The sequence below is a fragment of the Arthrobacter sp. FW305-BF8 genome (genome assembly GCF_021789315.1).
In the GTDB taxonomy this organism is placed as follows: domain Bacteria; phylum Actinomycetota; class Actinomycetes; order Actinomycetales; family Micrococcaceae; genus Arthrobacter.
The window spans coordinates 3,941,819-3,963,655 of sequence record NZ_CP084561.1 but is presented as its reverse complement, the minus strand read 5'-3'; the positions used below and the strand labels follow the sequence as shown (position 1 = coordinate 3,963,655).

The following is a 21,837-nucleotide window of genomic DNA, read 5'->3' as shown; positions in this document are numbered from 1 at the left end:
TCCAATGCTGGCATGAATATAGTAAGCATGATTAGTATCTGAAGATAAGTACCCGGCGCAACTTGTGTTGGCGCCAGTCCAAAAGGCGGTTCTGTGGGAAACGGACAGGAAGTCCAAGTTGGAGATCTTCAGGAGCTGGTCTTTGCCCTGACCCAGGACCAGTGGCAGCCGTCGGAGGCCAAGTACCGCATCAACATCGCCTACCGCGGCCTCTCCTCGGACGAATACCCGCTGGAGACCGGCCTCGCCAGGCTGCAGGCTGAAGCCGCCGGTGGCCTGGAGCAGCACCTGCTGCGCAACTTCAAGAAGTACGCCCACCGGAATGCCACGCCTGGCGATTCGCTCTGGAACTGGCTGAGCGTCGCGCAGCACCACGGACTTCCAACCCGCCTGCTCGACTGGACGTTCTCCCCGTACGTCGCACTCCACTTCGCCACCTCGAACCTCCGGGGCTACGGGCGGCCCGGTGTGGTTTGGTGCGTGGACTACGTGGCGGCGCACGAGCTGCTGCCGTCGGGCCTGCGGACCCATGTGGAGCCGCTGGGCCACGGCCTGTTCACCACAGAAATCCTCTCCGCTGCGGCTGAGTCGCTGGAAGGCTTCGATGAATACAGGTCCGACGACGGCGGCGGCGTCCCGCTGTTCTTTGAACCTCCGTCACTGGATGACCGGATCGTCAACCAGTCCGCCGTGTTCTCGATCATGACGGATCCGGAGGCTTCGCTGGCGGACTGGCTGGCGGAGCATCCGGAGCTGTACCGCAAGGTGGTGTTTCCGGCTGAGTTGAAATGGGCCATCCGGAACCACCTGGACCAGGCAAACGTCACCGAACGTGTGCTGTTTCCCGGCCTCGACGGGCTGTGCCGCTGGCTCGCCCGTTATTACGGCGACCGCCCCGAGCAGGTGTACCCGGACGCCCAGATCTCGCCCACCGAGCCTGCCGACACCGAGCCTGCCGACAGCGGCGACGGGCAGCCCGGTTCCGGCGATGGGCAGCCCGGCACCCGCTCTGGCGCTCAGTAGGAGATGAACTCCACTAGTTCGCCCACCCGGTCCTCCGGATAGTTCCTGGCAATGTCGGCCTGGCTGAGCATTCCGATCAGGTCGTGGCCGTCGATGACCGGCAGCCTGCGCACCTGGTGCTGCTGCATGGTCCTGATGGCTTCCTCGACTGTGTCGTCGGCGCCGATGGTCACGGGCTTGCCTTCGGCGAGATCGCCTGCCTTGGTGCTCTTGGGGTCGCCGCCTTCCGCCAGGCAGCGGACCACGATGTCCCGGTCGGTCAGCATGCCCTTGAGCCGGTTGTCTTCACCGCAGATCGGGAGGGAACCAACGTCGAGGTCTTTCATCTTCCTGGCCGCCTGTTCCAGGGTTTCGTTGGCGCCGATGCACTCTGCCCCACCGGTCATGATGTCGCGTGCCAAGATGGACATTGCCGTTCTCCTCACCTTCGTTGCCCGTACGACGGCGGGCTGCCGCCGCTCCCTGCGGTCCTTGTCAGTCCGGCACCTCCATTTGGAACCCGCAGACGCAGTGCAGCAGCCGGGTGGGCAGATGCACGTCGTGGATGGTGCGGTGCCGGCCGAGCTCCGAGCCGAAGATGCTGCTGGTTCCCGAACTGGCCGATGTCATCGGCGCGCCGCAGTGGAAGTATTCGCCGCCGAATTGCAGCACCCCCATCACCTGGCCGTGACGGTTCAGCACACCGGCGACATCGTGGACGCCGGCCGGGTGGGCATAGAAGTGGTCGCACTCGACGCAGGTGTAGGACACGTCCACTAAGCCGTCCTGCGGGGGATGAAGGGCCTCGATCGACTCGACGATCAGGTGCTCATCCGTCTGGCACTCGGAACACCACAAGGGGTCGCCGGAGGGACGCTGCGCTTCGCCGGGCAGTTGGGCGTTGGAGATAGTCGTCATTGACGTGCTCCTGGTAAGGGGGCATCGGTGCCCTGCTGCTTGAGCTCAATCCCACGCTTAAAATACTCCCGCCCTCCCGGAGCAAGCAATAGGAGCCCCAGCCGGCCGGGCTCCGCCGAAACAGCCGGCCGGCCGCCGTCGTACGCCTTCAATCCCTGATAGCGCACGGCAGCAGCATCCGGATCCTCTCGCGGACGGCCTCCGGCGGAATGAGCGGGGGCCGTCCCTTCATTTGCGCCCCGAGCGGTGCGGAAGCCCCGCCCTGCTGACAGTCGGGCAGCAATTGGATACGCTCTTAATACAGGTCTCCTAGTTGTGCGCGGGGGTTCGTTGCCCGCCGTGCACCCATACTGCGGCACCGTTTGGCAGGAGCGCCAGGTGAATAGGACCAGAGGCCACGTCAGGGCGGGCGTTCTAGCGGCGGTGTCCTTGGCGGCGGCCTTCCTGGTGTCGTGCACGTCCGGCAACGGGCAGCCACCCGCACCCAACCTGGACGCCGACCACCACAACATCACGGTCTGGACCACCGAGACGCTTCCGGACCGCATGGCCAAGCTTCGGGTGGTCATCGAGGATTTCACCGCGGCCACAGGCATCAAGGCTGACCTTGTGGGGGTGCCCCCGCACCGCTTCAACCAGGTGCTGACCTCCTCGGCCGCCTCCGGAGACCTTCCCGACGTGATGGCTTCCCTGTCGCTGGGGCAGGTCCGGACCATGGCGGCGGCCGGCCACATCAACTACAAGACAAATGCGGACATAGTGCAGAGCCTCGGCGAACAAACCTGGACGGCCCGCGCACTCGAACTGACCCGCGAAAACGGCCAGCAGCTGGCCGTTCCCGGCTCCGCCTGGCAGCAGCTGATCTATTACCGCAAGGACCTCTTCGCCGAGGCTGGATTGAAGGCGCCGCGGACGTACGCGGACATTGTTGCCGCGGCCAGGAAGCTGAATTCCCCGGAGCTGGCGGGCATTGTCGCGGCCAACAAGACCGGCCAGGCGTTCACGCAGCAGTCCTTTGAGCACATTGCGCAGGGCAACGGCTGCGAGATGGTCGATGCCAAGGGTCGTATCACGTTCGGCAGCCCGCAGTGCGTGGCGGCGCTCGCCTTCTACCGAGACCTGCTCAGGGACTACTCCAGGCCCGGCGTCCAGGATGTTGATACGGTGCGGACCGCGTACTTCGCCGGCAAGGCCGCCATGGCGATCTGGCCCACGCACATGTTGGATGAACTGGCCGGCACCCGCGTTGACGCACGGCCCAGTTGCCCCGAATGCAGCAAAGACCCGCTGTTCCTGGCGCGGAACACGGGGGTAGTTGCCGGCCTCCAGGGTCCCAACGGGCAGCGTCCGGCACACTTCGGCGAGGTCATCTCGTGGACCGTGACAGCTGATTCGGACACCGAACCTGCCCGCCGGTTCGTGGAGTACTTCCTGACCGACGGCTATGCCGACTGGCTGGCAATCGCCCCGGAGGAGCGGGTTCCCGTGCGCTCCGGCAGCGCCGCAAATCCGGGCGAGTACGCGGAGGCCTGGATGTCCATTCCCGTGGCAGCGGGAAAGGCTGAGCGTTTCGGCAGCGTCTACGGAAAAGACCTTCTCTCCACCGTGCTGCAGGGCTCCGGGGACCTGGAACACTGGGGGATTGTCCCGGGCCACGGTGACCTTGCCGCTGCTGCTACGAACGAACTGCCCATAGCGAATGCCGTCAGCGACGTTGCAGCGGGCCGGGCCGGGCCGCAGGCCGCAGCCGCCAAGGCCGCCGCGTCCCTCCGCTCCATCCTGAAGTCAATGAAGTGAGCCGCCGGTTGCGCTGGCCGCTGCTAGGTGGACAACTCCATCATGAGCGGGGGCAGTTCCTCGGCAAGTTCCCGAGCCAGATAGCCCAGGCTGCCCACCCGGCTGGCGAGCCTGTCGCCTGCTGCGGCGTGAAGGTGCGTGCCCCAGCAGGCGGCCTGGGCGTCGCTGGTGCCCCGCGCGCGGAGCCCGGCAATCGCACCCGCCAGAATGTCGCCGCTGCCGGACGTCCCCAGGCCGCCGTATCCGGTAGTGATTTCCCAGTGGTCTCCGGTGTCCGGGAAGTCGACGCCGGGGGGGCCGGTGCCGGGTGCGCCGCCGTCGGGGTTTCCCACGCCGGGAGGCCCGGCAATGACGCCCTGGCAGCTCACCACCGCCCGGTACTTCCGGGCGAGCTCGACGACGTCGGCCGCCAAGTCCGCAGCGTCCCGGCCCAGCAGGATCCCGGCCTCGGTGGGGTTCGGCGTGAGGATCAGCCGCCCCGCCCAGGGGCCCAGTTCGTCGAGCAGCCGGGGGAGGGCGCCCAGGGCGTAGGCGTCAAGCACAACTGTCGGAGCATCACCCGGATCCCGGGAGGACTCATGCCGCAGCAGGCCGCGGAGGAGGGCTTCGGTCTGCTCGATGTCGTCCAGTCCCGGGCCGATCAGGACGGCATCGGCCGCATCGAAGTCCGCGAGCAGGTTTTCCAGCCCGGCATCGGCCACGGAACCGCCTGCGGACTGGGGCAGCCCGATCACCCCTGCCTCCGGCAGCGTCACCCCCAGCTGAACGGCCACTGACTCCGCTACGGCCAGGGTCACCCGGCCGGCTCCGGCGCGCAGTGCGGCGGTGCCGGCGAGCAGTGCGGCACCCGGAGTGCGCCGGCCGCCGCCGATGACCAGCACCGCGCCGCGGGAGTATTTGTCGGAACCGGCCGAGGGCAGCGGCCAGCTCCGCAGCAGCGTCGGCGTGATCAGGGTGGCGGCCGCGCCGGCGGCACTGTCGGCGGCAGGCGCCCTGGCAGGTTCAGCGCGGGTGGACACTGGCGTCCCCGGCGTGTTCCGTCACTTCAACGCCCTGCTCCATCAGGTGGTCGGCCACGTTGAAACTGTCCAGCGTCCACGGGCCCACGCCGTCCGGCCGCACATAACGGGTCATCGAGGCGTTCAGGACCGGATTGCTGGCCGCCACGTCCAGGAGCTCCCGTTCGGACATGCCTTCGAGGATGTAGCGGAACAGCATGACGATGGCGTCGTGGCAGACCAGCATCACCCGGTGGCCGCTGCCCAGCGCGTTCAGTTCCCCGATCACGGAACGAAGCCGGAGTGCCACGTCCGCCCAGGATTCCCCGCCCGGCGGGCGGTAGTAGAACTTGCCCAGCCACCGCCGTCGTTCTGCCTCCTGCGGAAGCCGGGTTTCCACGCCAAAGGCAGTGAGCATGTCCAGGATGCCCAGTTCGCGGTCGCGGAGGCGCTCGTCCGAGCGGACGGGGACGGGCCAGCCCGCCGTCTCCACGGCGATCTCCGCCGTCTGGTAGGCACGCATGTACGGGGAGGAGATGACGACGTCGGGCCGGCGGTCCTCGGGAACCGCCGCCAGTGCGCGGCCCAGGGCCGTCACCTGTTCCCGCCCAGTGGAGGAAAGCTCGACGTCGGCATCACGGGCCGGGACCGCGATCACCTCGGCGCCCGAAACCGTTGCGTCGGTGGCGGCCACGTTGCCCTGGCTCTCGCCGTGCCGGATCAGGATGAGTTCCACGGCACCGGCGGTCCAGGCAGCCGGTACCGGGGCATCCTTGTGCGTTCCGTCAGCGGAGATTCCGTTCTGTCCCACGATTGCACTCCCGTTCAGCCTAGGCCTGCGAATTTTCCACGTTACTAGTGCCGTACCCGGAATGTCAGCAGAGTAACCACCCGCCGCGCAACCCCACACGCTTCCTCAGGTCTCGTCGCCCTTTTCGGCACGCTTCCTCACATCTCGTCGCCTTTTCCGGCACGCTTCCTCAGGTAAGACGTGAGGAAGCGATGGGCCGAAACGTGCAGGATCTGAGGAAGCGTTGGAAGGGTCAGGGGATGCGTTGGCCGCCCGAGCGGTTGATGAAGAACACCAGCACGGCTGCCAGCAGGAGGACCGGCGCCACCCACAGCAGGAAGGCCACCGCCTTGATGACGGCGCCCACGATGAAAAACGCCACCGCGACGGCAACGATGATCCATAAGAGTTTTCTCATCGAATAATTTCCCCTTATTTGAGAGCGTCTCACTTCCCCAGCGTGGCGGCGTACTGCCCCAACCGGTCCTTCCCCAGCGCTGCGCCAACCTGGGCCACGGCGCCGTAGTCCGGCAGGATGATCGACTGCCCGTCGGTGCTGGTCCCAAATCCCGCCGTCGGAAGCGTGAACGAGACCGCGTCCTCCACCCGGACATTCCGCAGGCTGTAGGCGAGGCTGGCCAGCGTCGCAGCATTGAGGCCCTTGTCCACCGTAATGTACTTGGACGCTGTGCTGACCAGCTTGTAGAGCGTGACCGGGTTCGCCAGGGTGCGGGCCGAGAGCAGCTTGCCCAGCGTGGAGCGGAGGAAAAGCTGCTGGTTCGCGACGCGCTGGAAGTCACCGTCTGCAAATGCGTAGCGCTCGCGGACGAATTCGAGCGCGCGCTGGCCCTTGAGCCGGTTCACTCCGGCGGGAAAATGTTGGTGCGTGTCGTGCGTCGAGGTGAAGGCCTCCCGAACGTTCACGTCCACGCCGCCGAGCGCCTCGGTGATTCCCCTGAAGCCTTCAAAATCGATCATGACCGAGTGCTGGATCTTCTGCCCGAACAGCGATTCCACTGTTTTCACGGCGAGCGGCATGCCGCCCTGCTCGAGCGAGGCGTTGATCTTTGCTTCGCCGTATCCAGGGATCGAAACCCACAGGTCGCGCATGAGCGAGATGCCGTAGGCGTGTTTGCCGTCGGCCGCGAGGTGCACCAGAATCAGGACGTCCGAGCGCTGGTTCGGCAGGCCCTTGGGCGTGGGGGCGTCGCCTTTACGGTGATCGCTGCCGATGAGCAGGATGTTCATCGGCAGCGTGGGCGGGGGTGGGGGCTTCACCGGTTTGGCGGGCGAAGGTTTGGCGGTGGCTGTTTGCGGAGGGTTTTCCGGGGCCGCGCTGATCTCTGTCTTGGCGGTCTGGGTATTCCATATCTGTGCCACATTGAACAGGAAGCCGGAGGCCACCAGGGCAATCCCGAGCAGCCCTATTAAAACCACGTTGCGTATGGTCCGCTTGGGTTTGGCGCCGCCATTGGCACCTGGAGCGGGGTCGCCGTTGCCCCCTGCTCCCGGACTGTTCCGGGATTTCATGATCGGACGCTACCATCAAAAGTCGCTCATGAGAACGACGGCGGCCGGCCGGGTTTAAGAGGGCGCGTTCAGCCGGGCGAAACGCAGGATGGAGATGATCGCCGGGGCCAGTTCGTCTTCCATCTGCCGGTAGTACTCGTCGCTGCGGCGGTAGGGGTCGACGACGTCGTTGTCCGCGGCGTCTGGGGCCAGCGCGAGGTGCCGCACGGATGCTGCCTTGGCGGGAAGCTTGCGCCACAGCTTGGTGTTGGCCGCGAGCCGTTCACCGTTGAGGCCGCCGCTCCGGGGTGGCTGGTCCTCGCGCTCCTCCAGTACGTCGAGCATCCTGGCAAACTCGCGGATGGTAAAGGTGCGCTTCAGCAGCGACGCGTCCAGCTGCAGCACCTCGCCCCGGTGCCCCGACGTCATGGTGAGGACCAGGTCCACGTTCCGAAGAATCTTGCCCGACAGTTGGCGTGCCGCGAAGCCCTCGGCCGTGCCGCCGAAGGTGTGGATGATGTCCGCGGAGAGCGGCTGGACGGGGTCACCCACCAGGGCGCGGGTTCCCGCGCTGCGCACCTCGAAGCCGCCGGGGAGCACCTGGTCAAGGCCTGCCTGGAGCAGGCGTTCCGCCACGGGGGAACGGCAGATGTTGCCCGTGCAGACGGTCAGGATTCGGACTGGCGAAGGCGATTCCACGTATTGGCTCTCTCAGTCTGGCGCGCAGGACAGGCCTGTCCCACCACTTCAACTTAACACGTGAGCCAACCCGTCTTCCGGAGGATCGGGGTGCGCCCTCCCAAACAACTCCCAGCTTTCTTTCATGCTGCTACCGGGACAGCGGTGCCAGCATGGCCCGGGACTCATGTCTGCTGGCCCAGCATCGGGGACGCCTTCGGCCTGCCCTATCTGGGGTACGCTGCCGCCCCCGGGCTGAACCGCTTCGGGGCCGATTTTTTCAGCCGCTGGACCAGCAGAAATGTCAGCAGCGCCGCCGCAACGTGCGCATAGAGCAGCACGTGCAGGGGCTGGGTTGGCACGCCGGCCAGCAGCAGGCCGGGGCCGGTGAACTGGGCTGCGGCTGCATGTCCGTGGCCGGCCAGGGTGGTGGTGGCCAACGGGTTGGAGAAGAATGCGAACGCCCAGTGAATGACCTGCTGTCCCACCCCGGCCAGCACCAGCAGGGCCCAGTTCGGAACACCAAGGCGGGTGACGGCTGCGCCGGCCAGGCTCAGCAGCGCGGCGGTGGCGACGACGATCGGCGCCGCAGGCACGGTATGGCCGGCCGCAGCGTGAATGACCAAGCCCAGGACAACACTGGCGGACCCGAAGAGCCAGCCGGCAACAGCAAACTGTGTGCGACCATCACGTTCCGCCATGCGCCCATCCTCCACCTGGTTGCCCGCCGATGCCAGTGGGTCCTAGTAGGCTGGCAATGAGAGTCACCCGGATCTGCCGTGAGGACAGTGTGGAATGGCATCACTCATGAATGAGCCAGCAAGGAAGGCCGGTTCTCCGGGCGGGGAGGACGAATTCGTCCCCCAGCGGATTGCCGGCCCGGTGGTGGCCGGCATCGTGCCCGGGCAGCCGGCCGCCGTCGTGCACAGCGCCGCCCGGTTGGCGTACTCCCTGAACGTCAAGCTCATCTGTGCCTACGTGGACATCACCTCCTACCTCAGCAACGAGCGGGACGACCAGGACCTGCTGCAAACGGCGGGGCAGGACGGAACCGTCGACGACGCCGAGCAAACGAGCGCCCACCTGAGGGAGCACCTGCAGGCTGTCCTCGGCAAGGCGGGGATCCGCTGGTCGCTCCTGACCCTTGTCGGGGAACCCGCGCGGGCGCTGGCGCGGCTGGCCGATTCGGCGGATGCCTCGGTCATTGTGGTGGGCACGCGCGAAGGCGGGGTGGGCGCGCGGCTGGAGCAGTTGCTGCTCGGCTCGGTGGCCGGCCACCTGACGCACTGGCAGACCCGGCCGGTAGTGGTTGTTCCGCTCGCTCCGCAGAGACGGCACCGCCCGAAGGAGGACGCCTGACGCTGTTCGGACTAGCCTGACGGTCCACACACAAACACCATCACCCAGACAAGCTGAATGCGAGGGACTTCACATGGCCGACCTGATCGATTTTCTGGAAGCGCGGATCGCCGAGGACGAGGCGGATGCCCGGCGGGGACTGGAGATGGAGGGATCGGCGGGACCCGTTGTCGGCTGGTTCAATCCCGGGCGCGTGCTTTCGGAATGCGCGGCCAAACGAGTGATTCTGGGCAATGTCCCGCTGGTCACCGATGTCCCCTCCGCGATTGGCACCACGAGCGAGTACGTCCTGATGTCCCTCGCCGCGGTTTACAAGGACCACCCGGACTACCAGGAAGGCTGGACCGTTGACGGGCTGTGAGGCGGCACTAGCCGGTGGCGCCGGTGTCGTCGTGCGCCGAGCCGACGGGCTTGGACTCCGGTGAGCCGCGCTGGCGAAGGTAGATCGACAGCACAACCATGGAACCGACCGCGAGGAACTCCGACTGCCAGTTCTGCAGGGTGCGGTTCCAAAACTCCGGCGAGGCGATGTACTCAGGCCAGCTGACCGGCTGCTGGAAATTCTGGATCTGCTCCTGGTTGTAGTTACTGTTGCCGGCAATCGACTGGACCAGCCAGGACAGGAGGAAGATCAGCCCCATGGTGAGGCACAGCGAGTTGGAGTACAGGGTGCGGCGCCAGCCGGAAACGCGCGCCCACTTGGGGGATTTCGCATTGCTGTACTCGCCCACGAGTTGTTCCTCATCCGACTCGATGCCGGGCTCGTCAAGTTCCTTCGACTCGGGGGATCCCTTCTGGACCAGCCAGATGGTGGCGAAGATGTATAGCAGGAACTGCAGGTACTCGGATTGCCAGTTTTCGGAGACGTCCACGGCAAAGTTCGACGACACCAGGTACTGCGTGAAGCTGATCTCCTCCAGCCCGGAGGCGACCTGCTCCTCGTTGAAAAGTGCGTGGCCGGTGAGCGCCTGGCCCAGCAGGGCCAGAAGGAAGATCACGCCGAAGAAGAGGCTAAGGCCGTTATTTCTGAGTGCTTTTTTCACCGTCCGCCTATCCCCGAACGAGCCCGACGATGGCCATGTAGGCCAGTCCGCCGAAGATCAGGATGAGATAAAGGGCAAAGCTCCAGCGCATTCTATTTGCCTCCCACTTCGCAGGTGAACGGCGCTTCTTCTCCGTTGGGTTTGCAACCGGCGCCCGTTATTTTCCAGCCCGCATCGGAGGCGGCCAGGAAGACAACGTCGTTCTCGAACTCCACGAAGGCGTCGCGGCCGAACTGCTCGGTGCTCAGCAGCTTCCCGGCGTCCGGAATTTTTGCCTTTTCCAGCTGGCTTTCGCACGTCCCGGCGTCACTCGCCCGGGCTGTGTCCTCCCGCGTCTTGGACTGGAGCAGCGAGCATGCCGCGGTCATGTCGGAATTGGCCACATCCCGGTGGAATTCTTCGGCTGCGAGGGACGCCGCAGTTCCCTCCGGTGCGCAACCGGAAAGTGCGCCCCCTGCAACCGTGAGCAGGGCGAGAAATGCAGGCTGGAGGCCTCGCCGTGCCCTATGCGTCTTCACGTTCCGGGTTTTCAAGACGGAAAAAGTTGGACTGCGTTCCATCCGTACGCTGTTCCTGGTAGATGAAATTCAGGCCTCGGCCGTCAAACGTCTTGAACCATTCCTCCCAGCTGACGCGGCGCAGGTTGGTGTCGTTGCCGCCGAAATCTATGCGCAGCACGCCAAGATGGTCGCCGTGTTCGGTGCCTTCAACCGTGGCCGGCACCCCACCGCGTTCCTCGGCCCACTGCCTGATGACCTCGTGGTGGGTCGTGGCCAGGCTGCGGCCCTCCCGTTCGGGCTCATCCTCAGTGGAGGTGACCTCCTGCGAATACTTCAAGGAGCTGGACGAGGCGTTGCCGTGGCGGATCTTGCCGCCTTCGGGGCCGGCGCCCAGATCACCAGCGTCAGCGCCGCCGTCGTCGTTGCCCCCGCCTTCGGAACGGGCTTTGGCGACTTCCTGCACCAGTTCCTCTTTGCGCATCCCGGAAGTCCCGCTGACGTTTTCGTCCTTCGCCTCCTGGCGCAGTGCATCCACCTTCATCTCGCGCAGCTCCGTCTCGCTGACATCGGGCGTGTTCGGCGTCTGGTTACCTGGCTTGTCGCTCATGGCAATTCCTCCTCGTGCAGGACGTCAACAATTACTAAGGCTACTTATTGTCTAGTCCGTGCGGTGCGCGCCGTCAAGCTGTCCCATCCCTCTGAACAGGAGAAGTGCGTTTTCGACTCTGGGATGTCAGGCCTTGTGCCGGCGCAAGTTTCGGGCAATGGCCACTACGGCCGCACCGGCGAGGATCCATGGGCCCGCGACCAGGGCAGGGTCGATCCACTGGTGCGCGAGGTCGGCACGTTTCTTGCCGAATCGTGACCGGACGCCGTGCCCGGAGAACTCACTGAGGACGCCGGTTTCGGTGATCGGGTTGTCCGGATGCAGCGAAACGAAGGACCCCAGATGGGCCTCCCAGGCGTTCACGCGGTCGGCGGCGAGCAGGATCAGCCAGTGGGCCGCCCGGCCTTCGCTGTACCGGTAGGCGAACCTGCGCAGGGTTCCGGAGACGCCGGCGGGCGGGGTGGACGTGCCGAAGACGGGGGTAAGGAACTTGTGCTCGATGGACCGCTCCCGCGGTACCTTCTCTTCCTGCCGCTCAGGGAACTCCCAGTGGGCCCCGGTGGGGCGGTCCCTGCGTTCCCGCGGCACGGACGGCCGGTCCTTCGGGTCCAGGTCTACGCCCCACCCCGGGATGCGGGCCCGCAGTTGCTCGCTGGTTTCCTTCGGCTGGGGCTTATCTGCTGTGTAGGGCATGGCATCCGCTCCTTTCAGCTGGCACTCGGGACGATGAGCGGCTTGATGATCCCATCAAGCTTGGCGGAGAACATGTGATACCCCTCCGCGATGTGTTCCAGCGGGATGCGGTGCGTGACAATGTCGCTGGGTTTGAGGTAGCCGTTGCGGACGTGCTCGAAGAGCCGCGGCCACTGCCGCTTGACCGGGCACTGGTTCATCCGCAGCGTCAGGCCCTTGTTCACGGCGTCGCCGAATTTAACGGCGCTGAACATGGGACCGTAGGCCCCCATCACGGACACTGTCCCGCCCTTGCGGACAGAATCAATGGCCCAATTGAGGGCCACAGGCGACCCGCCCTGCAACTTCAGCTGGGAGGACGTCACATGCTGGGTGAGGTTGCCGTCCGCTTCTGCGCCCACGGCGTCGATCACCACCCGCCCGGCCCCCATCAGCCACGAGGACTTGGCAGCGAATAGTCCCACCGGTCCGGCACCGAAGACCACCACGGTGTCGCCTTCACTGATGTCACCGAGCTGGGCGCCGAAGTAACCCGTGGCGACGGCGTCCGTGAGCAGTACCGCATCCTCCTCGTCCATCCACTCGGGAATCAGGGAAGGTCCCACGTCCGCAAAGGGCACGCGTACATACTCGGACTGCCCGCCGTCGTAACCCCCGCAGGTGTGGGAGTACCCGTAAATGCCGCCCACCGCCGTGGCGTTCGCGTTCACGTTGTGGCAGTTGGAATAAAGCCCCCGGGCGCAGAAGTAGCACGACCCGCAGAAGATGTTGAACGGCACCATCACACGGTCCCCGGGCTTCAGGTTCTGCCCAGAGGATCCGACCTCGTGGACCGTGCCGACAAATTCGTGCCCGAACGTCATCCCCACCCGGGTGTCAGGCATCATGCCGTGATAAAGATGCAGGTCCGAGCCGCAGGTCGCTGCCAGGGAGACGCGCGCAATGGCGTCGTTAGGATGTTCAACCTTTGGAATGTCTTTTTCTTCCACCCGGCAGCGAGGAGGTCAAGAGGGCGTCCTGTTTCCGCCCCAGTACATCCCAGAGAAATGCCAGCGTCGCTGCGCCCGCTTTCAGGATGTCGATGTTTACGCTTTCGTCGCTGTCGTGCCAGTTGTCCTCCACCAGCCCCGTCCCGAAAAAGACCACCGGAACATCCAGCGCGGAGGAGAGAAGGTCGGCGGGTCCGCCGCCCGCGTTTCCCATCCGCCCCACGTCGCCAGCCCCGAAGCCCTTTGCCATTGCCACCGAGAGGGCCTCTACAAATACGCAGTCCGGCGTTCGGTAGGCTTCCTGGGCGGTCTCGGTTTCGATCGACAGCTCGTAGGCGTAGCGGTCACTGATGGTCGCGGCAACCCAGCGCCGGAGCTGGTCAGCGACTTCTTTCACTTTCTGCCCGGAGACGGTGCGGATGCTGAGGTCCGCCGACGCCATCGAGGGAACCGCTGCCCGGGCAACGCCGATGGGGTCCCCAGCCGCCACCGCAATGACCTCGACGGCGGGACGCTCCCAGAGCCGCTCCGGAACCGTGTAGCCTTCCTCGCCGCCGATGCTGCGGGTATGCGAACGCTCCAGCCAGTCCTCCGCGTCGAATGGGAGTGCGGCCAGTTCGGCACGGCGGCGGGGAGAGATCTCCTCGACGTCGTCGTAGAAGCCCGGGAGCGTGATCCTGCCTTTTTGGTCATGCAGCTGCGCAAGCACGTTGCTGAGCGCGAAGGCAGGGTTGGGCGCGGTGCCGGACACGGCGCCGCTATGAATGTCCGTCAGCGGACCATAGACCTCGAGCCTGGCCCCGAGCATGCCGCGGATGCTGGTGCAGAGTGCCGGATGGTCGGCGCGCCACAGCAGGGTGTCGGAGAAAATCACTGCGTCCACGTCCAGTCGGGACCGGTGCTCCCGAAGAATGTCTGCCAGTCCCGGGGAGCCAGCCTCTTCCTCGCCTTCCACGATCACCTTGAGGTTTACGGCCGGTGCCGTGCGTCCCGTGGCGTGAAGGTGCGCGCGAAGGCCCCACATGTGGGCCATGACCTGGCCCTTGGCATCCGAACTTCCCCGGCCGTAGAGGCGGCCGTCCCGCGGCACGGGGTCGAACGGGGAGGTCTGGTCCCAGTTTTCCTCCTTGACGGCGCGGACATCATGGTGGCTGTAGATAAGAACCGTGGGGGCGTCCGGGGCGCCGGACCATTCGGCAAAGACAGCAGGGCCATCGGCCCCCTCCCAGATCTCCGTTGTGGGGAACCCGACGTCGCGCAGTTCCCCGGCCAGCCAGTTTGCTGACCGGGTCAGATTGTGTTTCCGTTCGGGAACGCCGGCCACCGAGGGTATGCGGACCCACTCGGTCAGCCGCTCCAGCAGCGCAGGCAGGTTGGCGTCCAGGTAGCTTCGGACCTTATCGTCCACATCCATATGGTGGTGCTCCCGTCGGGTAGTCAGGCTGATTGAAGTCGTCCCGGCACAGCAGGCAGCCCCTGCCTTGTTCCATGTGTGAGTTCCACGGCCTCCATCACTACGGCCGTCAGGCTTTGGCTGTTGAGCATCACTTCCCGCTGCCGCCGTGCACCCGTGCCGGCCGCAAGAATGCGAGCGAGCCCGGTGGTTACCTGTTCCTCGTCGCCTGTTTCTGCCAGGGAGGGGTGTACATGGGTCAAGAGGGCCTGCACCACTTCAGTTGCCGGGCGCGGGGCGTTAAGCAACGGGTGTACCAGGTTTCCGTCCACGCCCGCCGAACTCGCCTTCCACGAGGCGAGACGGAGTTCCGCGGCGGAGACGCGGGGAGCTGGCCTGCCGGCTGCCACTTCCCGGGCCGCCTGCCCGACCAGTGCCCGCACGAGGGCTGCAATGACCGTGGCATGGCCGGCCTCAAGGCACACGTCGGCGATGCGAACTTCTACCGTGGGATGGCTCCGCGACAGGCGGGCGTCGAAATACACCATGCCTTCATCCAGAAGTACGCCTGTAGCCAGCAGGGATCGGATATGGCGCCGGTATTCGCGCGCAGAGCCAAAGCGCTCGCAGGGGCCGGCGGTCTGCCAGCGGCACCAGGCCTGGTACCGGAAGCTCGCGTAACCGCTGTCGGTTCCCCGCCAGAACGGGGAATTCCCGCTCAACGCAAGCACAACCGGCAACCAAATGCGGATCCGGTCCAGAATCGCGACACCTTCCTCGGCCGACCTGATCCGGACGTGAACATGGAAGCCGCACGTGAGTTGCTCTTGGAAGGTCAGTCCGAACCGGGCAGCCATGTTCAGGTACCGCGGCTGGGGTACCACCGTCGGAGTCGTTGGCAGGGGGCTCGTGCCGAGCGCCACTGCCCGGGCTCCCACCGACATGGCAGCCTCGTCGGCCATGGTGCGGCCTGCGCGGATAGCTGAAGCCACCTCCTGCAGGGTAGAACAGACTGGGCCAACCGCCTCGAGTTGCTCCTGCTTGACCTCCAGTGTCAGTGCCGGGCCCGGGACTGCTCCCGCAGGATGATGGCGGCGGGAAAGTGCCTGTTCGGCGACTGGCATGGGCTGCCCCGTCTGGCCGTCGACGAGCAGGAACTCTTCTTCCACGCCGAACGTGCGGGCTTTCTCCCTATGCATAGTTGGTCCAACTCGGCTCATGGAGATCCTAGATGGGAAAGGGCCGGTCAACGCCCCAGGCTGTGGTGGCTGCTGAACTATCAGCACCAGCGGCCCTCCTGCAAGAGCCTCAGCCGCCGCCTGATCCCGCAGACGTGAAGGCCGATGATTTTCCCAGATTACCCACCATCTCCTCACGTGGGAAGGCTCAGGGGCTGTAACCAGGGGGAGGCCGCGGTAGCGTACGCCTATGGCAAGACAGGAAGACCTTCGCGGAGCAGCCGGAATTCCCCCGTCCAAGGCGGGGGGAATTCTCTTCGGCCTGGGTCTGGGCGGTTTTGTGGACGGCATCGTTCTCCACCAGATCCTGCAGTGGCACCATATGGTGAGCAACACGCACGATCACCCGGTGGACACGGTGCCGGGACTGGAAGTGAACACGCTCGTGGACGGGTTTTTCCACCTCGCGATGTGGCTCCTGGTCCTCGCGGCGTCCGTTGTCACGATTAGCGCCTGGCGCCGGGGGAGGCTGGCACCCAACTGGAGCTTTCATTTCGGCCTGGTGCTCGCCGGCTGGGGGATCTTCAACGTCGTGGAAGGCCTCGTGGATCATCAGCTGCTTCAGATCCACCACGTCCGGGACGACCTGGGAGGCCCGCTGGCGTGGGACCTCGGGTTCCTGGCCATCAGCCTGCTACTCATCGCTGGCGGCTGGTTGCTCCATAGGCGGGGTTTGGCTGCGCTCGCGGTCAGGAGCACCTGACTTATGCTCCGGCACGATCACTGCTATTTTGGCAAGACTGACCGGTGCCTGCCGTCCTTGCTGGCAACGCAGGCTGTTGTTTTAGGAGGTTGCTTCAATGAACGATGTTCCTGAACACGATGAATTGCCCCTCGCGGATTATGACCACATCCCCAGCGGAACCCTGCCGTCCCGGATCTCGGGGCTTGACGAGGGCGGCGTGGGCCAGCTGCTGGAGTACGAGCGGGCCCATGGCAACAGGCTCCCGGTGGTGCAGATCCTGGAGCACCGCCTGGAGGCCCTAAAGGGAGGCGCGCAGCCCAGCGGCTCCTCCGCGCCGGACACCCCGGAAGTGGGCCAGACCCAGACGGGCTCCAAGGTCAGCCCGGCGACATCGGGACCGCCCATCAATCCGCCGTCGCACGGCGTCCCCAACAATCCGTCGCAGCAGCCCCGCTGACGCGCACGGAGCTGACGGGCTGGAGCTGGCTGCCGACGGCGGGCTGAGGCGTCGACGCCGTTAACTGACGACGGCGGGACTAACGTGGGAGCCGCGGCCCGGCTCCTCCAAGTCCCGCCTCAGTCCCCATGCGAGTTGCCCAGTTCGTACATGGCGTGGTCCAGCAGGTCCCGCTGTATGGGCCGCAGCATGTACGAACCGTGAAGGTAAGCCTCGATCTCCAGTGCGCCCGCGTCGCCGCCGATACTGAAGTAGTGCATCCAGAGTTCGTCGACTTCGAGGTCTGCCTCCCGGAATGCCTTGGCAGTCAGCTCCCGCTGCGCCTCTCCCTCCCCGTCAACGCTCATGACATCTGGCGGGGGTCCGTTGCGGGTTCGATGATGTCACGGGCCACGGCGCTGAGGAGGGTTTCCTCGGCGCGTGACCGGGTGATCATGACCTGCAGGGCACCACGTTCGCTCACCCGCAGCCGCTCCATGAGCACGCCCTTGGCCATGTCAACAAGGCTCCGGCTGTGCAAGGCATCTTTCAGAACCTCGCTGACGTGGGCCGCGCGTTCCCTCGCCTGGAGGTTCGACAGAAAAAGCGCAGCTGGGCCAGCCAGAAGGGACAGGACCTGCTCGCTATGCTCGTCGAAGGCATGCGGCTGGTCCGCGTAGACTTTCAGGGCTCCAATGGGTTCAGGTTCACTGGCCCCGTTCACATCGGGTACCAGCATCGGGACGCTGATGCACGACATCAGACCCAGACGGGCACTTGCGGCGCTCCACTCCGGCCAGCGGTCCTCCTGTCGGAGGTCGTCTACGCGGACAGCACGGCCGCTGGCCCAGGCTGACAGGCAGGGTCCCTCCCCGAGGTCGTACTGCAGGCGGTCGGCCTCTTCCACGAGGCTGTTCGTCGAGGCCGTGCTGGTTGGCCGGCCCTGGACGTCGATAAGCGTCCCGCCGGCACCGACACTGCCGGCAAGGGTTTCATGAGCAGCCTGGGCAATGTTGGCCACGGCTCCGTCAACCACAGATTCTGTGAGCAGCAGACCCGCCACCCGAGCAAAGATCTCGGGCAGCTCACCTGCCATTTGGTGCTTCCGCGTCACTGGCTGGCCTCGCATGTCCTCAGGGTTGTGAATATCCCTTTGGGGGAAATATACAACAGGTGCTCTCCATACTAGTCCCGGTCCTTCGGCCAAGGCCGTGGCTATTGGTCCGCCTCGCCATCACGGTATTGCTGCTCCGGGAGCTCAGAACCATTGAGGATATCGGTCGCGATCTGCCTGAGTTGTTGTTTGCCGGACCGTGCCATGCCATGGAGAAGCTTGGCGGCTTCCTCACGGCTGCCCCGGGTCTGGGCCATGACGAGGCTTAGTGCGGCGTCGACTGCTGCCCTTGATTGCAGGGCGCGGTGCAAGCCTTCGGGATGCACCGGGGAGCGATGTACCCGAAGTGCCAGGCGGAGAATGCGGGACAGGGACACGCTGTAGGATTCCACGGCGGCTATGGTCGACGTGTCGAAAGTGGAAGTACTCCGGGCATAACAGTTAAGAGCTGCCGCTGCGTTGGCTCCTGCATCAATGGGAACTGCGAGGACCGATACGACGCCTTCACCTGTGACCGCTTCTGAGTACCGCTGCCATCTCTCCGACGTTCTGAGGTCTTCGACCAGTACGGTGCGGTCTTCCCTCAAAGCGGTCAGGCAGGGGCCGTCGTCGAACCCGTACTGCTTCTCATCCATTTGCTTGGCGGCTTCGCTGCTGCTGGCTACGGTGATCGGCCCGCCGTCGCGCTCCAACGAAATCGCGCACAGCAGCGGTTCGGACGCTGCGAGCTTCGACGCCGAGAAAACCGTCAACTCAAGGAGGAACTCGTCAAAACCAGGGCTTTCCAGCAGCAGGTCCTGCAACTGCTCGAGCGTTGGTGTGCGATCTTGTCCGGATTTCGGCGGCCGGCCAGACTCAGTGGCCATGAAGTGCCCCGATCCACGTGGAGCCGGTTGCCCGGTCCGTTTCTACGGCCGGATTTAAGGTCCGGGAACGATCGTGGACTGGTTGCCTCCACGGCCAATGACGTGACGAACAGGAGGATCACGACCTTGGCACCAGCAGCGTGCTGCAATTGGATGATCGTTTCGCCTTCACTTTTGAGCCTACTCCCTATCCGTTGGAACTACATCAATTGTCCTCATCCACTTGGCTGGATGGCGGACGAGCTGCAGCAACACTTCCGCCAATGTGTTCCGCCAGCTCTTCAATCCCCGAATCCTCTGCCCAGGGCGGGGGCAGGACGTACTCCCTGTCCGGTCCTGCGCCCACTGACGTCATCCACTCCCCCCATGCCCCCATAGCGCGGTCAGGGCCAGACGGGCGGAACGCTACATCCGCAGGTCGCGGATGTAGCGTTCCAGATCGAGGCGGAGGGCGGACTCTGTATCCGGCCTGCTCTCCGTGAGGCGCTGGACCAAGGCTGCGGCAGTGGCCAGTGCCTTCCGGCCGTGGTGCGTGAGCCGGATGTCGGTGTAGCGCCGGTCGTCGCTGCGTTCCATGCTTAGGAAGCCAAGCCCCTGAAGGCGATGGACCACCCTGCCCATGCTTTGCTTGCTTACACAGAGCAAGGCGGCCAGATCGGAAACGGTGACCGGCTCGAGCTCCGCCACCGATTCCAGCACGTCCAGCGATCCTTTGGTCAGGCCCAGGTGCGTGAGGTTGCGGTTGATTCGCAGCTCATCCAGACGGGCCGCGATGCTGAGGAGCCGGTGCGTTGGCCAGCGTTCCGGTCCTGTTGAATGAGCCAGGCTCATGCCGGTTCACGGGTTTTGGACGTGGTCCTTGGCGTCCGTGGCGGTGGCTTTGACGTCGGAGGCGGCGGTTTGGCCTTCGTCTTTGACGTGCTGGGCGGCGTCGGTGGCGGTGGCCTTGACGTTTTCCATGGCTTCCTGGGCGGGTTCCTTCCAGCCCTGGGCCATGTCCTTGGCGGCCTCGGTGACCTGGCTGGTCATCGGTTCGGCCGCGGTCTTGAGGGCGTCGGCGGCTTCGCGTTCCTTCTCGCTCGGCGGGATCAGCGAGGAGACGAGCAGCCCGGCGCCGAAGGCGATCAGACCGGCGGCGAGGGGGTTGCCCTGGGTTTTGGCGGCGACTTTCTGGGGTGCGTCGGCGATCGCTTCACCGGCGCTGCTGATCGCGTTCCCGGCGGCGTCGGTGGCCTGGTGGACCCCGCCGCTGGTGCCGTGCGCGGCGTGGTGGAGGCTGCCGGAGGCGTTGTGGGTGGCGTGTTCTGCGGTGCCCATGACTTTGTCCTTTACTCCGAAGACGGCGTCCTTCACCTTGTTGGTTTGGCGGTGGACGATGTTGGAGGGGGTGACTTTGTCGGCGACGGCGTCCACGTTGGTGCCGAGGCGGGCGCGGGTGGCTTCGATGTCGGCGCGGATGGCGTCCGGGTTCTCACTCATCGGTGGTCTCCGTTCGGTTTGAGGGTGGGCGGGATTTCCTTGGCTGTCTCCATGGTCTGGGGCATGCCTTTGATGTGTTTGAGTTCCTTGCGTCCGACGCTGGCGAGTATCGCGGCGATGATGCCCCAGAGCACGGCGACGACGACGGCGGACCAGCCCAGGCCCATGAGTTCGCCGAGGGCGTACCAGAGGGCGATGGAGAGGAACAGGAGCACGAAGTGCCCGGCGACGCCGGCGCCGGCGAGCATGCCGCCGCCCTTGCCGGCGCGGGTGCCGGACTGTTTCAGTTCGGCTTTGGCGAGTTCGATTTCCTGCCGCATAAGGGTGGACAGGTCCCGGGTGACATCGCCCAGGAGGTCACCAAGGGAGGTGGTATCGGCCTTCGCGTGCGCAGCCGTCTGCGGGGTATCGGGTATCTGGCTGCTCACAGGGGACGCCCCCCACCCTCGGTATACGGGTCCTCGGGATCGCGCAGCGGAACCCCTGCCGAACCGGGTGCGTCAAAGCCGGGGCGGGCGGGTTCGCCGTATACGGTCTCTGCGTAGGTGGTGGGGGTTGCCTGCGGTGCGTCGTAGAGGGGCGCACCGGGAACAGCGCTCAGGGTGCTTTCGGTGACCGGCGGCTGGGCGGGGTACTGCGGAACTGTGGCTGTGTATCCGGCGCCAGCTGCGGTTCCCGTCTCGGGGGCGCCTGCCTGCAGGCTGCGGCCCAGGCGTCCGGCGAGCATGCCCGCGCCTGCCGCGAGGAGCAGGAAGGTGCCGGGGCGCTGGCGGGCGAAGGACTTCACTTCGTCCAGCAGTGAGCCCGGGTCGCGGTTGTCCAGCCAGGACGCGACCGACTCGGAGCGGTCCGCGGCCTGCCGGATCAGGTCCGAGGCCACGCCCTGCTGGTCAGGCGCGTCGGCCATGGTGCGCAGCTGCGAGGAGATGGTGCGGATACCTTCGGCGGCCTTCGTCTGCTGGGTGCCGGCCTGGCTGGTCAGGTCCGACTTCGCCTGGTGCAGCAGGTCCTTGGCGCTGTTCTTGGCTTCGTACGCGACGTTCTTCGCCTCGGTCTTGGCCGTCTCGGCGACGTTCTGGGCAGCGCCGGCGGCCTGGCCTGCCACATTGGCGGCCTCTTCCTTCGCCACGTCCTTCTTCGAAGTGTCGTCCTGGTAGCCGGTGGTGCCTGTTCCGGCCGTACCCGGGTACTCAGTGGTCTCTGGGTATCCGGTAGTGCCCGCTCCGGTGCCGAATCCAGTGGTTTCCGCGCCGGTGGTGTCCGGGTAGCCTGTTGCGCCCGGGCCGGTGCCGTATGGGTTCTCGGTCATCATTGCTCTCTTTCCTTTGAGGGTTAGCTGCTGCTGATGAACCAGCACTCCGTAATAGTAAGCATGGTTACCATCGAATAGTAAGTAGACTTCCTACATCAGTCCAAAATTGTTGGATACCAGCAGAAAGGCTGTTGACCATGATTGGATTCATCATCGCCGGGCTCGTTATCGGAGCCCTTGCCCGACTCATCAAGCCCGGCAGGCAGAACCTGGGCATTGTTGCAACGCTGCTCCTGGGTCTGGCCGGTTCCGTCATTGGCGGGGCCGTTGCCAGCCTGCTCGGTACCGGCGACATCTTCGAACTGAATGTCCTCGGGTTCATCGTCGCCGTCATCGCCGCCGTCGCTTTGATCGGTGTGGCAGAGTCCATGACGGGGCGCCGTCGTCGGACGCCGACGCGCCGGTTCTGAGCGGACTGTCCAGACCCCGCG

29 protein-coding genes are annotated in these 21,837 nt (G+C 65.4%); 7 read left to right on the top strand and 22 right to left on the bottom strand.

Annotation, left to right across the window (positions count from 1 at the left end; genetic code table 11):
• The first annotated feature begins 93 nt into the window (after nt 1-93).
• Nucleotides 94-1,023 carry an FRG domain-containing protein gene (locus LFT45_RS17970; RefSeq protein WP_236804956.1) on the top strand — a complete coding sequence of 310 codons (930 nt, stop codon included), beginning with the start codon at nt 94-96 and terminating at the stop codon, nt 1,021-1,023.
• On the opposite strand, the gene LFT45_RS17965 is transcribed toward LFT45_RS17970, so the two are convergent.
• Nucleotides 1,017-1,433: a CBS domain-containing protein gene (locus LFT45_RS17965; protein WP_236804955.1), complete on the bottom strand. Its 417-nt coding sequence runs from the start codon at nt 1,431-1,433 to the stop codon at nt 1,017-1,019. The genes LFT45_RS17970 and LFT45_RS17965 overlap by 7 nt on opposite strands.
• A gap of 64 nt (nt 1,434-1,497) precedes the next feature.
• Entirely contained in the window at nt 1,498-1,920 is a 423-nt protein-coding gene (locus LFT45_RS17960; RefSeq protein ID WP_236804954.1) for a hypothetical protein, read from the bottom strand.
• Nucleotides 1,921-2,298: 378 nt separating this feature from the next.
• Between LFT45_RS17960 and LFT45_RS17955 the strand changes: the two genes are divergently transcribed.
• On the top strand, nt 2,299-3,717 hold the full coding sequence (locus LFT45_RS17955) for an ABC transporter substrate-binding protein (protein WP_236804953.1): 1,419 nt from the start codon (nt 2,299-2,301) through the stop codon (nt 3,715-3,717).
• A 23-nt stretch (nt 3,718-3,740) separates the two neighbouring features.
• On the opposite strand, the gene LFT45_RS17950 is transcribed toward LFT45_RS17955, so the two are convergent.
• The 6 genes from LFT45_RS17950 to LFT45_RS17925 form a co-directional block, all read right to left on the bottom strand.
• Entirely contained in the window at nt 3,741-4,736 is a 996-nt protein-coding gene (locus LFT45_RS17950; RefSeq protein ID WP_440174599.1) for an ADP-dependent NAD(P)H-hydrate dehydratase, read from the bottom strand.
• Nucleotides 4,720-5,526, bottom strand: a complete 807-nt coding sequence (locus LFT45_RS17945) for a histidine phosphatase family protein (protein WP_440157781.1) — start codon at nt 5,524-5,526, stop codon at nt 4,720-4,722. The genes LFT45_RS17950 and LFT45_RS17945 overlap by 17 nt, the downstream gene beginning before the upstream one ends.
• A 232-nt stretch (nt 5,527-5,758) precedes the next feature.
• Nucleotides 5,759-5,923 (bottom strand): hypothetical protein, encoded by a 165-nt coding sequence (locus LFT45_RS17940; RefSeq protein WP_236804952.1) that lies wholly within the window; start codon nt 5,921-5,923, stop codon nt 5,759-5,761.
• 29 nt (nt 5,924-5,952) lie between these two features.
• Entirely contained in the window at nt 5,953-7,035 is a 1,083-nt protein-coding gene (locus LFT45_RS17935) for an LCP family protein (protein WP_236804951.1), read from the bottom strand.
• 54 nt (nt 7,036-7,089) lie between these two features.
• The gene (locus tag LFT45_RS17930) at nt 7,090-7,713 is read right to left on the bottom strand and encodes an arsenate reductase/protein-tyrosine-phosphatase family protein (protein WP_236804950.1); all 624 of its coding nucleotides are present in this window, start codon (nt 7,711-7,713) and stop codon (nt 7,090-7,092) included.
• A 206-nt stretch (nt 7,714-7,919) separates the two neighbouring features.
• Nucleotides 7,920-8,393: a hypothetical protein gene (locus tag LFT45_RS17925; RefSeq protein WP_236804949.1), complete on the bottom strand. Its 474-nt coding sequence runs from the start codon at nt 8,391-8,393 to the stop codon at nt 7,920-7,922.
• A 106-nt stretch (nt 8,394-8,499) separates the two neighbouring features.
• Here LFT45_RS17925 and LFT45_RS17920 point away from each other — a divergent pair, with 106 nt between their 5' ends.
• Together LFT45_RS17920 and LFT45_RS17915 are read left to right on the top strand one after the other, a co-directional pair.
• Entirely contained in the window at nt 8,500-9,051 is a 552-nt protein-coding gene (locus LFT45_RS17920) for a universal stress protein (RefSeq protein WP_236804948.1), read from the top strand.
• Between the two features lie 73 nt (nt 9,052-9,124).
• Nucleotides 9,125-9,412: a DUF6221 family protein gene (locus LFT45_RS17915; RefSeq protein ID WP_236804947.1), complete on the top strand. Its 288-nt coding sequence runs from the start codon at nt 9,125-9,127 to the stop codon at nt 9,410-9,412.
• Between the two features lie 7 nt (nt 9,413-9,419).
• Here the strand turns inward: LFT45_RS17915 and LFT45_RS17910 are convergent, their stop codons facing one another.
• From LFT45_RS17910 to LFT45_RS17880, 7 genes are all read right to left on the bottom strand, one after another.
• Nucleotides 9,420-10,094 carry a DUF6766 family protein gene (locus LFT45_RS17910; RefSeq protein WP_236804946.1) on the bottom strand — a complete coding sequence of 225 codons (675 nt, stop codon included), beginning with the start codon at nt 10,092-10,094 and terminating at the stop codon, nt 9,420-9,422.
• Between the two features lie 92 nt (nt 10,095-10,186).
• The gene (locus tag LFT45_RS17905) at nt 10,187-10,477 is read right to left on the bottom strand and encodes a hypothetical protein (protein ID WP_236804945.1); all 291 of its coding nucleotides are present in this window, start codon (nt 10,475-10,477) and stop codon (nt 10,187-10,189) included.
• Nucleotides 10,478-10,598: 121 nt separating this feature from the next.
• Complete coding sequence (locus LFT45_RS17900) at nt 10,599-11,201, bottom strand: Rho termination factor N-terminal domain-containing protein (RefSeq protein ID WP_236804944.1); 603 nt, start codon at nt 11,199-11,201, stop codon at nt 10,599-10,601.
• 126 nt (nt 11,202-11,327) lie between these two features.
• Nucleotides 11,328-11,894 carry a hypothetical protein gene (locus LFT45_RS17895; RefSeq protein WP_236804943.1) on the bottom strand — a complete coding sequence of 189 codons (567 nt, stop codon included), beginning with the start codon at nt 11,892-11,894 and terminating at the stop codon, nt 11,328-11,330.
• A 14-nt stretch (nt 11,895-11,908) separates the two neighbouring features.
• Nucleotides 11,909-12,883: an alcohol dehydrogenase catalytic domain-containing protein gene (locus tag LFT45_RS17890; RefSeq protein WP_236804942.1), complete on the bottom strand. Its 975-nt coding sequence runs from the start codon at nt 12,881-12,883 to the stop codon at nt 11,909-11,911.
• Nucleotides 12,855-14,291, bottom strand: coding sequence for a M20/M25/M40 family metallo-hydrolase (locus LFT45_RS17885; protein WP_442863571.1), 1,437 nt, complete (start codon nt 14,289-14,291; stop codon nt 12,855-12,857). Before LFT45_RS17885 ends, LFT45_RS17890 begins: the two co-directional genes overlap by 29 nt.
• A gap of 29 nt (nt 14,292-14,320) precedes the next feature.
• Complete coding sequence (locus LFT45_RS17880) at nt 14,321-15,475, bottom strand: glutamate--cysteine ligase (protein WP_236804940.1); 1,155 nt, start codon at nt 15,473-15,475, stop codon at nt 14,321-14,323.
• 229 nt (nt 15,476-15,704) lie between these two features.
• On the opposite strand from LFT45_RS17880, the gene LFT45_RS17875 reads away from it, so the two are divergent.
• On the top strand, nt 15,705-16,217 hold the full coding sequence (locus LFT45_RS17875) for a DUF2243 domain-containing protein (protein WP_236804939.1): 513 nt from the start codon (nt 15,705-15,707) through the stop codon (nt 16,215-16,217).
• A gap of 97 nt (nt 16,218-16,314) precedes the next feature.
• Nucleotides 16,315-16,656 (top strand): hypothetical protein, encoded by a 342-nt coding sequence (locus LFT45_RS17870; protein ID WP_236804938.1) that lies wholly within the window; start codon nt 16,315-16,317, stop codon nt 16,654-16,656.
• A gap of 119 nt (nt 16,657-16,775) precedes the next feature.
• Here the strand turns inward: LFT45_RS17870 and LFT45_RS17865 are convergent, their stop codons facing one another.
• The 7 genes from LFT45_RS17865 to LFT45_RS17835 all read right to left on the bottom strand — a co-directional run bounded on the left by LFT45_RS17865 (nt 16,776) and on the right by LFT45_RS17835 (nt 21,403).
• A complete protein-coding gene (locus LFT45_RS17865) occupies nt 16,776-17,003 on the bottom strand; it encodes a hypothetical protein (protein WP_236804937.1) in 228 nt (75 codons plus the stop codon).
• Nucleotides 17,000-17,764: a GAF and ANTAR domain-containing protein gene (locus LFT45_RS17860; RefSeq protein ID WP_236804936.1), complete on the bottom strand. Its 765-nt coding sequence runs from the start codon at nt 17,762-17,764 to the stop codon at nt 17,000-17,002. The genes LFT45_RS17865 and LFT45_RS17860 overlap by 4 nt, the downstream gene beginning before the upstream one ends.
• Nucleotides 17,765-17,850: 86 nt before the next feature.
• Nucleotides 17,851-18,615: a GAF and ANTAR domain-containing protein gene (locus tag LFT45_RS17855; RefSeq protein ID WP_236804935.1), complete on the bottom strand. Its 765-nt coding sequence runs from the start codon at nt 18,613-18,615 to the stop codon at nt 17,851-17,853.
• A gap of 405 nt (nt 18,616-19,020) precedes the next feature.
• Nucleotides 19,021-19,446, bottom strand: a complete 426-nt coding sequence (locus LFT45_RS17850) for a MarR family winged helix-turn-helix transcriptional regulator (protein ID WP_236804934.1) — start codon at nt 19,444-19,446, stop codon at nt 19,021-19,023.
• A 6-nt stretch (nt 19,447-19,452) separates the two neighbouring features.
• Nucleotides 19,453-20,094: a DUF3618 domain-containing protein gene (locus LFT45_RS17845; protein WP_236804933.1), complete on the bottom strand. Its 642-nt coding sequence runs from the start codon at nt 20,092-20,094 to the stop codon at nt 19,453-19,455.
• Nucleotides 20,091-20,522 (bottom strand): phage holin family protein, encoded by a 432-nt coding sequence (locus LFT45_RS17840; protein WP_236804932.1) that lies wholly within the window; start codon nt 20,520-20,522, stop codon nt 20,091-20,093. The genes LFT45_RS17845 and LFT45_RS17840 overlap by 4 nt, the downstream gene beginning before the upstream one ends.
• Nucleotides 20,519-21,403, bottom strand: coding sequence for a hypothetical protein (locus LFT45_RS17835; RefSeq protein ID WP_236804931.1), 885 nt, complete (start codon nt 21,401-21,403; stop codon nt 20,519-20,521). Before LFT45_RS17835 ends, LFT45_RS17840 begins: the two co-directional genes overlap by 4 nt.
• Before the next feature lie 140 nt (nt 21,404-21,543).
• Here LFT45_RS17835 and LFT45_RS17830 point away from each other — a divergent pair, with 140 nt between their 5' ends.
• Nucleotides 21,544-21,816 (top strand): GlsB/YeaQ/YmgE family stress response membrane protein, encoded by a 273-nt coding sequence (locus LFT45_RS17830; RefSeq protein ID WP_236804930.1) that lies wholly within the window; start codon nt 21,544-21,546, stop codon nt 21,814-21,816.
• The last annotated feature ends 21 nt before the right edge of the window (nt 21,817-21,837 follow it).

Bases quoted from the DNA above. Each gene is read 5' to 3' on its own strand.
- LFT45_RS17965 (WP_236804955.1), bottom strand. From the start codon at position 1,433: ATGTCCATCTTGGCACGCGACATCATGACCGGTGGGGCAGAGTGCATC.
- LFT45_RS17960 (WP_236804954.1), bottom strand. From the start codon at position 1,920: ATGACGACTATCTCCAACGCCCAACTGCCCGGCGAAGCGCAGCGTCCC.
- LFT45_RS17940 (WP_236804952.1), bottom strand. From the start codon at position 5,923: ATGAGAAAACTCTTATGGATCATCGTTGCCGTCGCGGTGGCGTTTTTC.
- LFT45_RS17935 (WP_236804951.1), bottom strand. From the start codon at position 7,035: ATGAAATCCCGGAACAGTCCGGGAGCAGGGGGCAACGGCGACCCCGCT.
- LFT45_RS17925 (WP_236804949.1), bottom strand. From the start codon at position 8,393: ATGGCGGAACGTGATGGTCGCACACAGTTTGCTGTTGCCGGCTGGCTC.
- LFT45_RS17920 (WP_236804948.1), top strand. From the start codon at position 8,500: ATGAATGAGCCAGCAAGGAAGGCCGGTTCTCCGGGCGGGGAGGACGAA.
- LFT45_RS17915 (WP_236804947.1), top strand. From the start codon at position 9,125: ATGGCCGACCTGATCGATTTTCTGGAAGCGCGGATCGCCGAGGACGAG.
- LFT45_RS17900 (WP_236804944.1), bottom strand. From the start codon at position 11,201: ATGAGCGACAAGCCAGGTAACCAGACGCCGAACACGCCCGATGTCAGC.
- LFT45_RS17895 (WP_236804943.1), bottom strand. From the start codon at position 11,894: ATGCCCTACACAGCAGATAAGCCCCAGCCGAAGGAAACCAGCGAGCAA.
- LFT45_RS17880 (WP_236804940.1), bottom strand. From the start codon at position 15,475: ATGCATAGGGAGAAAGCCCGCACGTTCGGCGTGGAAGAAGAGTTCCTG.
- LFT45_RS17875 (WP_236804939.1), top strand. From the start codon at position 15,705: ATGGCAAGACAGGAAGACCTTCGCGGAGCAGCCGGAATTCCCCCGTCC.
- LFT45_RS17870 (WP_236804938.1), top strand. From the start codon at position 16,315: ATGAACGATGTTCCTGAACACGATGAATTGCCCCTCGCGGATTATGAC.
- LFT45_RS17865 (WP_236804937.1), bottom strand. From the start codon at position 17,003: ATGAGCGTTGACGGGGAGGGAGAGGCGCAGCGGGAGCTGACTGCCAAG.
- LFT45_RS17860 (WP_236804936.1), bottom strand. From the start codon at position 17,764: ATGCGAGGCCAGCCAGTGACGCGGAAGCACCAAATGGCAGGTGAGCTG.
- LFT45_RS17855 (WP_236804935.1), bottom strand. From the start codon at position 18,615: ATGGCCACTGAGTCTGGCCGGCCGCCGAAATCCGGACAAGATCGCACA.
- LFT45_RS17850 (WP_236804934.1), bottom strand. From the start codon at position 19,446: ATGAGCCTGGCTCATTCAACAGGACCGGAACGCTGGCCAACGCACCGG.
- LFT45_RS17845 (WP_236804933.1), bottom strand. From the start codon at position 20,094: ATGAGTGAGAACCCGGACGCCATCCGCGCCGACATCGAAGCCACCCGC.
- LFT45_RS17835 (WP_236804931.1), bottom strand. From the start codon at position 21,403: ATGACCGAGAACCCATACGGCACCGGCCCGGGCGCAACAGGCTACCCG.
- LFT45_RS17830 (WP_236804930.1), top strand. From the start codon at position 21,544: ATGATTGGATTCATCATCGCCGGGCTCGTTATCGGAGCCCTTGCCCGA.